This window comes from Bradyrhizobium sp. (assembly GCF_019244115.1).
Lineage (GTDB): Bacteria > Pseudomonadota > Alphaproteobacteria > Rhizobiales > Xanthobacteraceae > Bradyrhizobium.
This window is the reverse complement of record NZ_JAFATE010000493.1, coordinates 1-12,415: the sequence shown is the minus strand read 5'-3', so window position 1 is coordinate 12,415 and position 12,415 is coordinate 1. Positions and strand designations below refer to the sequence as shown.

At 61.9% G+C, this 12,415-nt stretch carries 14 protein-coding genes; 1 reads left to right on the top strand and 13 read right to left on the bottom strand.

The genetic code is table 11. The features are described from left to right. The 8 genes from JOZ76_RS21650 to JOZ76_RS21615 form a co-directional block, all read right to left on the bottom strand. On the bottom strand, positions 1-298 hold a 298-nt coding region (locus JOZ76_RS21650; protein ID WP_291701681.1), incomplete at its 3' end, for a Gfo/Idh/MocA family protein. Beyond that, positions 295-1,359, bottom strand: a complete 1,065-nt coding sequence (locus JOZ76_RS21645) for a LacI family DNA-binding transcriptional regulator (RefSeq protein ID WP_291701679.1) — start codon at positions 1,357-1,359, stop codon at positions 295-297. The genes JOZ76_RS21645 and JOZ76_RS21650, both read right to left, overlap by 4 nt. 1,059 nt (positions 1,360-2,418) lie before the next feature. Then, positions 2,419-2,718, bottom strand: a complete 300-nt coding sequence (locus tag JOZ76_RS21640; protein ID WP_291701677.1) for a hypothetical protein — start codon at positions 2,716-2,718, stop codon at positions 2,419-2,421. 238 nt (positions 2,719-2,956) lie between these two features. After that, on the bottom strand, positions 2,957-3,292 hold the full coding sequence (locus JOZ76_RS21635) for a hypothetical protein (RefSeq protein ID WP_291701674.1): 336 nt from the start codon (positions 3,290-3,292) through the stop codon (positions 2,957-2,959). A gap of 28 nt (positions 3,293-3,320) precedes the next feature. Beyond that, complete coding sequence (locus JOZ76_RS21630) at positions 3,321-3,905, bottom strand: phasin family protein (protein WP_291701672.1); 585 nt, start codon at positions 3,903-3,905, stop codon at positions 3,321-3,323. A 112-nt stretch (positions 3,906-4,017) separates the two neighbouring features. Continuing rightward, positions 4,018-4,206 (bottom strand): hypothetical protein, encoded by a 189-nt coding sequence (locus JOZ76_RS21625; protein WP_291701670.1) that lies wholly within the window; start codon positions 4,204-4,206, stop codon positions 4,018-4,020. A gap of 223 nt (positions 4,207-4,429) precedes the next feature. Beyond that, positions 4,430-5,257 (bottom strand): DODA-type extradiol aromatic ring-opening family dioxygenase, encoded by an 828-nt coding sequence (locus JOZ76_RS21620; protein WP_291701668.1) that lies wholly within the window; start codon positions 5,255-5,257, stop codon positions 4,430-4,432. Between the two features lie 2 nt (positions 5,258-5,259). Continuing rightward, entirely contained in the window at positions 5,260-5,673 is a 414-nt protein-coding gene (locus JOZ76_RS21615; protein WP_291701666.1) for a DoxX family protein, read from the bottom strand. A 142-nt stretch (positions 5,674-5,815) separates the two neighbouring features. On the opposite strand from JOZ76_RS21615, the gene JOZ76_RS21610 reads away from it, so the two are divergent. Further along, positions 5,816-6,703, top strand: coding sequence for a LysR family transcriptional regulator (locus tag JOZ76_RS21610; RefSeq protein ID WP_291701664.1), 888 nt, complete (start codon positions 5,816-5,818; stop codon positions 6,701-6,703). Positions 6,704-6,737: 34 nt separating this feature from the next. Here JOZ76_RS21610 and JOZ76_RS21605 read toward each other — a convergent pair whose 3' ends face one another. The 5 genes from JOZ76_RS21605 to JOZ76_RS21585 form a co-directional block, all read right to left on the bottom strand. Then, on the bottom strand, positions 6,738-6,926 hold the full coding sequence (locus tag JOZ76_RS21605) for a hypothetical protein (RefSeq protein WP_291701662.1): 189 nt from the start codon (positions 6,924-6,926) through the stop codon (positions 6,738-6,740). Positions 6,927-6,984: 58 nt separating this feature from the next. Then, positions 6,985-8,691: a hypothetical protein gene (locus tag JOZ76_RS21600; protein WP_291701660.1), complete on the bottom strand. Its 1,707-nt coding sequence runs from the start codon at positions 8,689-8,691 to the stop codon at positions 6,985-6,987. 151 nt (positions 8,692-8,842) lie between these two features. Next, positions 8,843-9,505: an HAD family hydrolase gene (locus JOZ76_RS21595; RefSeq protein WP_291701658.1), complete on the bottom strand. Its 663-nt coding sequence runs from the start codon at positions 9,503-9,505 to the stop codon at positions 8,843-8,845. A 99-nt stretch (positions 9,506-9,604) separates the two neighbouring features. Next, on the bottom strand, positions 9,605-10,969 hold the full coding sequence (locus tag JOZ76_RS21590) for an FGGY-family carbohydrate kinase (protein ID WP_291701657.1): 1,365 nt from the start codon (positions 10,967-10,969) through the stop codon (positions 9,605-9,607). Positions 10,970-11,164: 195 nt separating this feature from the next. After that, positions 11,165-12,280, bottom strand: coding sequence for an autoinducer 2 ABC transporter substrate-binding protein (locus tag JOZ76_RS21585; protein ID WP_291701655.1), 1,116 nt, complete (start codon positions 12,278-12,280; stop codon positions 11,165-11,167). Positions 12,281-12,415 lie beyond the last annotated feature (135 nt).

Here is a 12,415-nt window from a genome sequence, read left to right as displayed (position 1 = left end):
GCGCGAGCGGTTTTTCACAGAGCACGTGCTTGCCGGCGTTTGCTGCTGCCAACACCTGGTCGCGGTGCAGCTCGTTGGTCGTGGAGATATAGACGGCGTCGATGTCATCAGACCCAAGCAGGTCGTCGAGGCGCGACGTGCTGCGGGGGATGGCATGCTCCCGGGCAAACGTCGCGGCGCGGTCGGCGCTCGCACTCATGATGGCGGCAATCTCGCCGCCATTGGCCCTGATGGCGCCGATCATGTGCTGCGCGGCAATCGTGCTCGTGCCGATCAGTCCCCAACGAAGGGTGCTCATGCCGATGCTCCTGTTCTTGGCGCCGCGCCGGAGGAGGCCCGGACCACAAGGGTCGCCGGACACAGCACGGTCTCCGGCGCAAAATTGCCGCTGGCGAGCTGGCGCATCAAAAGCTGCGCGGCGCGCGCGCCCAAATTCTTGCCGTTGACGGCGACGCTGGTGAGCGCGGGGTAAGTGTGCCTGGCTTCTTCGATGTCGTCAAAACCGACCAGGCTGAAATCGCGGCCGACAGCGACGCCGGCCGCGGCCAGCGCCCGCATCATGCCGATGGCGACGACATCATTGAAGCAGAGCGCGGCAGTCGCGGGCTCGGCGATGTTCAGCAGTTGCGGAAGCGCGGTTCCGCCGCCCGCATAGCTCGTCATCGTCTCGATCACCAGCGCCGGGTCAAAGGGAATTCTTGCCGCGTCGAGCGCGGCGCGATAACCGGCGAGCCGCTCATCGCGCACCGTCATCGAGGCGAGCCCGCCTACGAACGCGATCCGCCGGTGCGACTGCGCGATCAGATACGCCGTCGCCTTGCGCGCGCCCTCCTTGTTCTCCGGCGCGACGACGGAGGCTTTCAGGCCGGGCAGCCGGCGCATGACCTGGACCACCGGCATGTCGCCGAGCAGTGGCTTCAACTCGCTGAGCTGGGTGTCGATCGCCGGCGACAGCAAGATGCCGGCGGCGCCATGCTCGCGCATCGAGCGCAGCACCTGCAACTGGCGGAGCGAATTTTCGGCGGCGTTGGCGAGGAACGGAATGAAGGCGCCGCCCTGGCAGGCCTCCTCGATGCCGATCGCCATTTCGACGAAGAACGGGTTCGACAGGTCGTTGATGACCATGCCGAGCACCCCGGACCTCGCGCCGCGCAGCGTCGCGGCGCCGCGGTGATAGATATAGCCGAGTTCCGACATCGCAGCGGAGACGCGCTGGCGTGTCGCGTCCGCAACCAGGCTGCTGCCTGACAGCACGAGCGACACCGTCGACTTGGAGACCCCGGCGCGCCGCGCGACATCGACGATCGTTGCGCGTCCGTCGCGGGTGACGATCTCCTTGTCTCGTGCGCTGTCGCTCATGATCTGCAGCAATCAATACCCTGGATTGGCACGTTCCAATCGGTAGCGAAAGGCTACCGCGATTTTCCGCAGCCCTCTAGAAGTCTGATTTGGAACGTGCCAATAAATCCTAGCCGCCGTCGAATATTGCGTCAAGGCGTCTTTTCGGGTGCGGCCGGGGGGTGGAAGGCGCGGAAATCAGCATCGCTTCCCTTCTTGTAGGCCATTGGTTCGCACTCACCGAAGACATGGCCGCTGCGTAGCCGTGACCTTTCGCCTGGCCTTGGCCTTCGTGCGACCGAACGCCTGTTCGAACCTCTCGGGCTCTTTCGCCGGCAAGAGACCTGCCAGATCAGGCATGAATTGCTCGACCGGCTCGCGCGTGGCGTCACCAATCCATTCAATATTGCCAAGACTAGCAAGCTGATCGTGCAGCTCGCTCGACGCTTCGCAGTCATGGGCTTGCCATGGGGACGCAGCGGCGTTCGCTTCGGCGTGATGCGGGCCATGGCCAATCGACCAGGGCTTCCGACCAGGTTCCGGTCTCCTGCAAACCTCTTCGCAAAGCCGGATCATCCTTAGCGCCCGCGCCGCCGCTCGATCTTCGTGCGACTGTTGCGTCGGCGGTTTTTTAGGAACGGCTCAGCGCGTTTGCGCATTCCTCCAATTCCCGACAAACGGCCTCGTGCCGCGAAAGAATAAAGGGAGGCGGGCGATGGGACCAAGACGCGCTCGATGGCTCTTTGGCACTTCAGTCGCTTGGCTCGCCGTGCTGAGCGGGGGAATGCTGCTTGCGTTCATGTGAGGGTCGCAGCGGACGTGGCGCCGAGGCTCTCCTCTCCCGTGTTAGCGCTCGACCCGCGGCTGGACCTTCTGGCGATTGTTCCCGACTTTCTCGATCATGATCCGGTCTGCCGGCCACGCGCTTGCGATCCTGGCCCTTTCTGAATGAGCTCATCGCGTCGGCTGCAATCGCAGGACACCTCCAGGATCTCCTTCAGGTGCCGGTTTTCGTCTTCCTGCGACCGTTGCTCACGGCAAAAGGGAGAGAGGCCGTTGGGAAACGGCCTCTCGTATCAATCACCAATCTGGATAGCCGTAACCGTAATAGTCGGGGACCACGACGGTTTCGATCGGTGGACGCCAGCTTTCTTCATGAATGATGATTCTTGCAGTCGGCGGCCTCCAGTAGTCGCGATGAATGACGATCGCTGGCGGCGGTGCGAACGCGTAGTGCTCGTGCACATGCCAGCAGGCATCATATCTGCATGCGATGGCAGCCGAGGCGCTCGCTGTCGAGAGCGCCACAATCCCGGCGCCCGCGCCAGCGGCCAAGAGAAGTCTTGCCATTGGCGCCATTTTCAGTCGCAGCTTGTTCATGGTTCCTCCTCCTTGGGCTTCTTCTTTTTGGACCTGCCCGGGAACGAAACGCCAGCTGATCTCGCTTCGTTTCATGGGAAGAACATTAACTTCCGCTCGTCGCAGGACGACATCACTGAGACGATCTAGGCCGACTTGCGTGGGAGCTTTGATGCGGCCTTCTTGGTATGTGCTTCCTGCAGGGGCTTCCTGCCTTCAATCGGCGGCGGGCCGGCGCAGGCTTTTTGATGGAGGTTCATTACTTCCTTCGGCGCCGTCTACGCTTTCGGGGGCGCAGATCGGGCCTGCCCAACCGTTTTGCATTTGCAGCTACGTGCTGCCGATAAGTACGAACTACATCATTCCCCGATGCGCCCGCCATTACGCTGGCGGTCGCTTCAAAGGCAGCACCTATCTTTTCGCTGACCATCAGTTGAGCCTCGCGCCGTGCACGTTTGCCGCCCAGCATCAACTTCATCATTCGCATCGCGACCACGTGGTTGGCTTCGAGCGCCAGCATCATCAAGGAATTGAACACTCGCCCGGCCTCCCCGAAAGCACCCAAGCCATGCAGCAGGGTGCTGCTGCACAGCACCGTTTACAGTCCTGTCCAAATTCCTCTGCTAAGCCGCCCGGCGCCCCTCTTGAGACACGCGCCTTACGGTATCATCGGACAGTTTGTTCATTCGGCGGCTGATCTCCAAGGCGCTATCAAGGGCGTCACGGAAAAAATCAGTCTGGACCGCGACAAACTCCTGGGGCGTTCGGCAGCGCCACAAATCGTTCATGCGCTCCATACATTTCTGGGCTTGGCCTCGAGCGAAAGCGGAATACTCTCGAGACATTCCGTTCATCAACTCGCTCACCGCCGCAGTAGAGTTGATGATCGTTTCGGCGTTGCGGGCCGACCGTTCAGCAAGCTGCTGTGCTTCGTTTCCGGAAACACCCAGCGTACGACCAAGCTGGTCGGACACGGCGGTCGCCATCTCCTGGCCGGAGCGCCAAGCGTTCTGTATCGTCTCGGCATTCCGCTTCAACATTTCGGAACCAAGGCGAGCGGCCTGCTCCCCCACTTCAGTCGCAGATTGTCCCATTTGAGCCGTCTGCTCAGCAGACCTCTCGCTCATGTGCCGGACGTTGTCTTCGTCTTCGTGTTGGTTGGAATTATCCTGGTGACGTGAATTTCTTTCGTGGCCGGAACGTGCCATCTTCAATCTCTCCCTGAGGTTGGTATGTTTTTGGGCAAACGTCCTCACCTTGTGAGCGTTCCTGTCGTCGTACCCTTTAATGTTGGTTCCTGGCGTCCGCTCCCGTTCGCGCTCAGGCGAAGGCCTCATGGCCGACCTTGCCGTCGGGCCGCAGATCGTAGGAGCGGATGAGACAGCGCGGGTGGATGTGCTCGCGCTTGACGAATTCGTCGATATCAATCGTGCGCTCGACTCCGACACCATGTTTCGAGCGCTCCCTTGGTCGCCTCGAACCAGGTGTCCGCGTCGATTTCAAAGCCATTGATGATGTCCTCGTTCGAAAACGCCTTTCCGATCTTCGCATCCACACGGAGATACCGATGGCCGGTGTTCTTGCTAATCCGATTGAAACTTCTTTTCTCCGAGGGTGGCAGAATGCAGCGCGCTTGGACAGGTGACGATGGAGAGACGCAGACAACCTTTCCAATTGCCGGCCGCAGTTTTGGATGCGGCCGTTGAGGTCGTCATCATCTGACGTCCCCTGCCTATGCAGCCGCAGCCACCGGATCGCCGAAGCGGAAGCTAGACAGAGCCCAGCCGCCCAAGAAATCGTCCTGGTGATAAATCAACGAGGCCGGCTCCTCGTCGGCCGCGCCGAGCGCCACCATCAGCGGGATCAGGTGATCTTCGCGCGGGTGGGCGATGCGCGCATCCGGTGCAAGCCTCCAGCTGGCGACGCGCTCACGACGCTCGGCAGTCTCGGACTTGAGCAGCGTCTGCTGCAGCCAGTCGTCGAAGCGGCGGGAGGGCTCGACCGCGGCGGGACCGCGCAGGCCCAGATTGTGAAAGCTCGAGCCGCTGCCGATGATCACGACGCCATCATCACGAAGCGGAGCAAGGAGCCGTCCGACCGACAGATGCGCGTGCGGATCGAAGTCGAGCTTGACCGACAGCTGCACGATCGGAATCTCGCCGTTCGGATAGATCGGCTTCAGCAGGCTGAAGGTGCCATGATCGAAGCCGCGCTCCGGATCGCTGTCGCATGAAAAGCCGCCGGCCTCCAGCATCGCGCGCACCCGCATCGCGAGCTCCGGCGAACCCGGCGCGTCGTATTTGATATGGTAGAGGTATTCTGGAAAACCGTAATAGTCGAACACCATTCCGGGGTGGGCGCCGGAGGACACCGCGAATTCCGGTGTCTCCCAGTGTCCCGAGACCACCAGCACCGCCCGCACCGCATCGCCCCATTCCCCGCGGATCGCGATGAGCGAGGCTTCGAGCTTGTCGAAGCGGCGGCGCATGCCGTCTTCCATGTACGGCCAGGGACCGCCGCCATGCGAGAGATAGTAGGTGGGAAGCCGCTGGCCGGTCATGATCAGGCTCGCGCGAGGCTCTGCCGCGACGCCGGCAGGTATGCATCGACGCTCCAGGCGCCGGGGCCGGCAAAAGCCAGGTAGAGGAAGATGAAGCAGAACAGGATCGCGGCCTCGCCCTGGTTCAGCGCCGGCCAAAATCCCTTGGTCGCGTGGAACATGAAATAGGCGACCGCCATCTCACCGGAGCAGATGAACGCGGCGATGCGGGTGAAGAGTCCGACCGCGATCAGCGCGCCGCCCACGATTTCGATCAGGGCCGCGACGAGCAGGATGGTCGGCAGGGGAGAGGGCAGTCCGGGAACGGCAGCCGGGAAGGCCACGAGCTTCATCAGCCCGTGCTCGATGAACAGCAGCGCCGTGATGATCCTCAGCGCTGCAAGCACGCGCGGCGACCAGGTTTCCAGTTGAGACATCGGTATCTTGCTCCATCAGAAGGAATGAACTCGAGCGACCTTAAATATTTCCTGCAGATTGATCATTGCAGCTATGGTTGAAGCATCATTTCCTTTTGGTTGATGATAGGATAGGTCCCGCAAAGCGGCCGCGCGAGGTTTCATGGATACGCTGGTGAGCATTCGGGTGTTCTGCACGGTGGCGGAGCTCAAGAGTTTTACCGCGGCGGCCGAGCGTCTCGGCGTGTCGCCGGCGATGGCGAGCAAGCATGTGATGCATCTCGAGGAGCGCCTGTCGGCGCGCCTGCTCAACCGGACGAGCCGGCATGTCAGCCTCACCGAGACCGGCGCGCTGTATTTCGAGCAGGCGCGGCAGATGGTGGATGGGCTGGACGAAGTCGAAGCCGCAGTCAGCCAGACCGTGGTGGCGCCAAAAGGCCGCCTGCGCCTGAGCGCGCCGGTGTGGATGGCCAACCCAGTGTTCGCGGGGCTGCTCGCCGATTTTCGCGCCCGCTATCCGGACGTCACGCTGGAGATCGACCTTTCCGGCCGGATGGTCAATCTCGTCGAAGAGGGCTTTGATCTCGCGCTGCGGGTGACGGCCTCGCCGGATCCCGGCCTGATCGCGCGCACCATTGCCGATGCGCCGTTCTACTTCGTCGCCTCGCGCGCCTACCTCGACGAGCGCGGGCGTCCCGCCGATCTCGATGACCTCGTGGGCGCGCCGCTGCTCGCCTACAGCCTCGTCCATGCCGACGGCGTGGTGCCGGCGAACACGGAGCACGGGCGCAAGACGATCAAGTTCACCCCCGTTCTGCAGACCGGCAATGAAACGCTGATGCACTGCGCCTGCCTGCAAGGCATGGGCTTCGCTTTCCTGCCAAAATGGCTGGTGTCCGACGATCTCGCGGCGGGCCGGCTGGTGCGCGTGCTGCCCGAAAACATGTTCTTCGCAGGCAAGCTGCTCGCGGTCTATCCGAGCCGCAAATATCTCTCGGTCAAGGTGCGCAGCTTCCTCGACTTCATCGTGCGCGATCCGCGCCTGAAGTAGCGCTCATGCGGCGTTCCCGGCGTGCAGCCTTCCCCTATTCGGGGTCGGGGTCGGTCAGGGTGCTGCTCCACACACGCCGCCTGTTTTCGGGACTTTGCTTGACTACCGGAGGCTTTCGGCTCGGCTGAATAGTCTTCAGCTTTTCGCGAAGCGCGTCATAGGTTTTCGGCGGCTCTACGTTGTCCAGGCTCTGCTGCAGGAACTCGGCAAGGGACTTGCCCATTTCTCGCTGTCTCCAAAGATTCTGAAGTAACTTAGAGATTCGCAGGGCCGACTTCAACTCAAGGCACCGGTCCGAGCCATGCGGGTGGAGCGGGATGACGCACGCCATGGGCTGCCCCCAGGCCGAAATGGACAGTATACCCTCCATCTCCCCGTCCATCGAGCGTGAACTGCTCCAGGGAGCGGCTTGTCAGCGTCAGCAGTAAGGCATGATCCCGTTTGGGAAGCCTTAACGCCTTGGCCCTGCCATCTGACTCTTTCCACAATGCGATTTCCCGGCTTTGTTTGTCTCCGGGCATGGACGAACGGGATACCATTCCAAGCGAGGTCACCGTCAGGACCGCGGAACCGGGGTCGTCAGCGAGAACCGTTGCATAGCGTCCTGGCCATCTGTGCTCGAGTTGCGGTCCGTCCATCAAGAGTGCGACGACCAGGTTCGGCCCAATTGCGTTCATCACGGTGAGGACGGGATCGTAACGCGCCAGATCCTCGCAGACCAATACCGACACCGTCGCTCCAGGTCGAAATACGGTGACGTAACAACTGCGATAGCTGACATCGATTTGCTCCCACCATCGCGAGTGGGGATCCATGACGTGTCCGAGATGATACCGGCAGATCTGATCACGGTCCAAGCACCATCGATGATGCTTTGACTGAAACGACGAGAGCATCTTTTCCTTGTTAACGAAGCGATACATTGCAGCCAAATTCCGGGCGTCGTCTTTATCGCCCGACAGCACACCAGTTATGAAAAGATCCAGCTCCGTTCGCTTGAGCAGAATCTCCGCCACCTGGTCGGCGAACCCTTTTCTCAGGGCGGTTTCCGGCAGCACGATTGCATGCACCGGCTCGAGCTCCGGCTCGGCGGCTCTGATCAGCTCGCAAATGAGCTCCTCGGCGAATTGCTGCGGCGTCGCCCCCCGCATCCAAACATCGGGATCCAGTCTGAAGGCTCGCTCGGTCGACTTGCTCGGAAAACCGTTTGCCGAACCGACAAAGCTCTTTCCGGGTATCGAAAACGGAAACGGGACGACGAGCATATTGAATGGAGCAAGATCGATATGCGGCTTGTTGGAGATTTGCCAGCTCGTTGAAACGTTGGCCACGGACGGAAGCAGTGCAAGATTGTGCGTCAAGGATCGGACAGTGCATCCGACTCGGGGGGTATTCGTTTTCGGTTGCACGCAAAGAACCGCGGGCGGCACTCGGATGCAGATGCTGTGCGGAAGATAGGGAAGAAGCGCGCCGCCGATCGCATTTTGGTCCGTTTCACGCTTCTTTTCCCACTCTATGTAATCCCCGTAGACGGCATATTGAATTGCATGCTCGGACGTCGTCGGCGGGAAACCCACTCCCGAACTTGCCTCATCTGCAATAGCCAGCAGCTTGAAGACGATGCTCTTCCACGCCAGAGAAGTCGCGGATGCATCATCTATCCGCGCTTTCCTGTGCTTCTTGATCAATTCCTTCCATAAGTCCTGCACCAGCTGCGGCGGGGTCCCTTGTGTAGACCAACCTTCACCAGCATCACAAATCTGCTCCAGCCAATGCCTGGTCAGTTCGAAATGCTGATCCCAATACGCCATGAATTTGCGTTCGGAATACAGGCCGGACCGCTCCGTGATTGCAGCCACTGCGGCAAACAAATCCGGCGGCCACTCGCAGACCTGGTCCCAGCCGGTCGCATCGAGAACCGGGCCATCAGGGAGAACCCATTTGAGAATATCGAGGATCGTCATTCCGGACGGATCATCCTTGGCCATGAGCGCGTGCCCCTGGTGTATTGTTCATGGCATTCACTTCATTCAATCACTCCATCTTGAAACGATATCATTTTTCGCCCACGCCGCAACCTTAGGTAATTGGGTCGGGCCGGAACATACCAGGCGGACTGGCTTTTCCGTAGCGTGGGCTTCAGCTTGGTCCCATCCAATCTCGTAGACAGTTTCTGAGATCTTCGACAACGCGGGCAACGCGGTAGGCGCCGGCCGCCATCAAGCGCTCGGCGCCATGATATCCCCAGGCCACACCGATCGGCCGCAACCTTGCGGCGAGCGCCATCTCCATGTCAAAAGTCGTGTCGCCGATGAAAACGGCATTTTCCGGCGTTACGCCCGTGGCTTCGAGCGCCTGAAGCAGCATTTTGGGATGTGGCTTGGACGGCGCCATGTCTGCGGCTTGAATGGTCTGAAACAGCTTGCGCCATCCCAGCGCATCCAGCGCCGGCACGACGGCGGCCGACGTGTGTCCGGTCGCGATCCCCAGCAGTGCGTCGGGCGTGCGGCTCAGATCATGGAGCAGGTCGGCCACGCCATCGAACGGTCGTTCCACAAGGGCGGGATCGGCTCGTAGCCGGGCAAGGACACGGCCATATGCCTTCACCATCTCCGGGATCGGCGCCTCAGGTCCCGCGAGCTGCGCCAGCACGAGTTCAAGGGACTTTCCGATCAGCGAGAGGCTGTCCTCGGGCGACGGCGGCGTCAGATGGAATTCAGTGAAGACTGCATGATGGCACTCCAGGATTAAGGTGCGACTGTCGACCAGCGTTCCATCAAAGTCGAAAACGATCAGCTTCACGCGCTGTTTCTATCTGTGGTTGTTGTGAATGTCCTGGATCACAGCAGATCGGCTCCGGGACTGCAAGCAGTCAGAAAAGTGGACGCCGTACTCGGATGCTCAGCGCGCGATCCGCTCGACCGCCGCGGTCCAGGCGCCGCGATAGGCGGCGAGGCCGGGAATCGAAACCGTGGGCACGGCTGTCGGCGCCGCGATCGGATAGGCTGGCGGCCATTGCGCGATCATCGCGGCGCCGCGCGCAGTGCCCGCGGTATCCCCCGCGGCGAAGATGCGCTGCGCGGGCCGCAAGGCGCCAAGCGTCTCGCAGAAGGCGAGATTCTTGGCGAACGTTCCTTCGACAATGAGGTCGCCCGTTTTCGCGCCCATGCGGGTCAGCATCAGGTCGCTCATCAGCGCGCAATAGAGCGTTGCGAGCGCGCTCCGGTCACCCGCGTCGACATCGCCGCGGATCGCGCCCTCGTTGGCCGCATAGGGTCCGCCCTGGCCGGAGAAGCAGGGCAGCGCCATCGCGCCCGAGGCAATGACACGTTCGATCGCGGCAAGCTCCGGATTGCCGCGGCCGCCGGCGATGACGGCATATTCGCGCCCGCCCATGAAACGCCCGCAGGCTGTGGGACGGCCGAGCGCGTCGACATTGGCGAGCGTATCGTCGCGCGGATCGAGGTGGTCGAGCGAAAGCCCGACGCACATGAGGATCACCCAGGTGCCGGTCGACAGCACGGTGAACGGCGCCTGGCGCGAGACGAGGTAAGGCAGTAGCGAAGCGTTGGAATCGTGGACGCCGCAATAGACCGGCGTGTCCGGCGCGAGACCGGTTGCCGCGGCGACCTCGGGCCGGATCGGCCCGAGCGGATCGAAGGCGGGACGCAGCGGTGGCAGCAACCGCTGGATATCGAGCGTTTTCACAAGGCTCGAGGCATGTCCGTGCCGCGGGGCCCAGAGATCAGTGTGGGCCGCGAGCGAGGTGACTTCGGCGGCCGCGACGCCGGTGAGCCTCCAGGCCCAATATTGCGAGTAGGGCAAAAAATGCTTCGCCGCGGCGAAAAGATCGCCGCAGCGCCATTTCTGGTAAGCAAGCTGACGCCCGAGATTGAGGCCGGCCGGTACCTTTGGCGAGAGCGTTTCCGAAAAGGGCGGACGGATTTTTGCGTAGTCCGGCTCGATCTGCTCGACCTCGCCAAACTCATAGTCCATGACCGGTGCGGCGAGGTCATGTTCGCCGATCAGGGCGCCGGCCGCGCCATGCGCCGTCGGTACGATCGCCCCGATCCGGTACGCGCGCCCGGCCTCGCGAAGCGCGGCAAGGAAGAACGCGAAGGCGCCGTCGACGTCCTCATGGGGATAGGGCGGCCCCGGCAGGATCCGGTTGGGCGCCGACTTTTCCCAGACCAGCCGGCCCTCGTCGAACAAGGCAAGCTTTGCATTGGTCTTGCCGATGTCGAGGACCGCAACTGTCTGACTCATCATTCATGCCTGAAGCAAAATACGTCGTCCGGCCACCTTCTGACGGTATGAAGTTCAGTTGAGTCGGTCTTTTCCGTGGCAACGGACCCCCTCTCGCCGTGAAGAACGGGGAGAGGGGGCGCATCTCCGGCGCGGCAAGGATCGAACCCGAACTCATCATGCTTTTCCCCTGCGGCCGGACCACGACCACCTAAATCAGAAGTCGAAGTCCTTGATGTTCTGCTTGGAGAAGATGAAGGGCGCGCCGAGCAGGATCTCGCTGCCATTGACCACGCTGAGCTTGCCGAGCTTGCCGGCCTCCACCGAGGTGGCGCCGGGCTTCAGCTTGCCGTCGACGACGGCGCGCATCACATAGGTCGCCGCATAGCCCAGATCGACCGGGTTCCACAGCACGACCGACTTGACGCAATCGGTATTGACATAAGGCTTCATCGCGTTCGGCGTCGCGAGGCCGACCACCGCGACCTTGCCGCACAGTTTGGCCTTGGTCACCGCTTCCGCCGAGGCAGGTGTTGCGACCGAGGTCATGCCGAACAGGCCGGCCAGCTTGTCGCCATGCTTGTTGATCAGCGTGGTCGCCTGGTTGAAGGAGAGGTTGTTGTCCTCCTGCGCCTCCACCGTCTCCAGCCATGTCAGCCTGGGATGGCATTTTTGCGCATAGGCCCACATCTCGGCGATCCAGCGCGCCTGGTTCGGGGTCGTGAAGGTCGAGGTGACGATTGCAAAGCTCTTGTCCTCGCCGGCCTCCTTCGCCATCGAGTCGATCATCGCCTTCGCGATGCCGTTGAACTCGGCCTGGTTGACGAACCATTCGCGCGCATTCGGCGTCGAGTTGGCATCATAGCCGACGACATGGATGCCCTTCGACAGCGCCTTCTTCAGCACCGGCGCGATCGCTACGGGATCGTTAGCGGCGAACAGCACGCCGTCGACGCCGCTGGTGATGTAATTGTCGATGAACTTGATCTGTTCGTCGATCTTGGCTTCGGTCGGGCCATCGGTTTTCACGGTGACGTTGCCGAGTTCCTTGGCAGCGTCCTGCATGCCCTTCGAGGTGGCGTTGAAATAGCCGATGCCGATCAGCTTTGGCACGTCGACCAGCGAGATCGGTTTGCCGGCCTTGTCGGGCGCGCCGGTCGGCTGGCCGCCGTCATAGGGCTTTGCCGCGGGCGCGGCACCGGCTTCGCCGGCCGCGCAGGCCAGCGGATTGACCGGCAGGTCGTCGGCGCCATCCCATCTCTTGTCCGCCGCATTGGCCGCGCCGGCCAGCAGCGTCGCGCTGAATAGCGCCAGAGCTATTCCTGTTCTCATCTTGTCGTCCTCCCACGTTGACGCCGCTTGGTGCGGCTGAAAACTCCGTCAGACGCCGTCGCGGCGCCTCTGGAGCGAACTCGCCACAAGAGTTGAAAGGATCAGCACGGTGCCGATCACCACGATGGTCGCGTC

What these genes read in the sequence shown, in the direction of transcription:
- JOZ76_RS21645 (WP_291701679.1), bottom strand. Translation starts at nt 1,359, where the DNA reads ATGAGCGACAGCGCACGAGACAAGGAGATCGTCACCCGCGACGGACGC.
- JOZ76_RS21640 (WP_291701677.1), bottom strand. Translation starts at nt 2,718, where the DNA reads ATGAACAAGCTGCGACTGAAAATGGCGCCAATGGCAAGACTTCTCTTG.
- JOZ76_RS21630 (WP_291701672.1), bottom strand. Translation starts at nt 3,905, where the DNA reads ATGGCACGTTCCGGCCACGAAAGAAATTCACGTCACCAGGATAATTCC.
- JOZ76_RS21625 (WP_291701670.1), bottom strand. Translation starts at nt 4,206, where the DNA reads ATGGCTTTGAAATCGACGCGGACACCTGGTTCGAGGCGACCAAGGGAG.
- JOZ76_RS21620 (WP_291701668.1), bottom strand. Translation starts at nt 5,257, where the DNA reads ATGACCGGCCAGCGGCTTCCCACCTACTATCTCTCGCATGGCGGCGGT.
- JOZ76_RS21615 (WP_291701666.1), bottom strand. Translation starts at nt 5,673, where the DNA reads ATGTCTCAACTGGAAACCTGGTCGCCGCGCGTGCTTGCAGCGCTGAGG.
- JOZ76_RS21610 (WP_291701664.1), top strand. Translation starts at nt 5,816, where the DNA reads ATGGATACGCTGGTGAGCATTCGGGTGTTCTGCACGGTGGCGGAGCTC.
- JOZ76_RS21605 (WP_291701662.1), bottom strand. Translation starts at nt 6,926, where the DNA reads ATGGGCAAGTCCCTTGCCGAGTTCCTGCAGCAGAGCCTGGACAACGTA.
- JOZ76_RS21600 (WP_291701660.1), bottom strand. Translation starts at nt 8,691, where the DNA reads ATGGCCAAGGATGATCCGTCCGGAATGACGATCCTCGATATTCTCAAA.
- JOZ76_RS21590 (WP_291701657.1), bottom strand. Translation starts at nt 10,969, where the DNA reads ATGAGTCAGACAGTTGCGGTCCTCGACATCGGCAAGACCAATGCAAAG.
- JOZ76_RS21585 (WP_291701655.1), bottom strand. Translation starts at nt 12,280, where the DNA reads ATGAGAACAGGAATAGCTCTGGCGCTATTCAGCGCGACGCTGCTGGCC.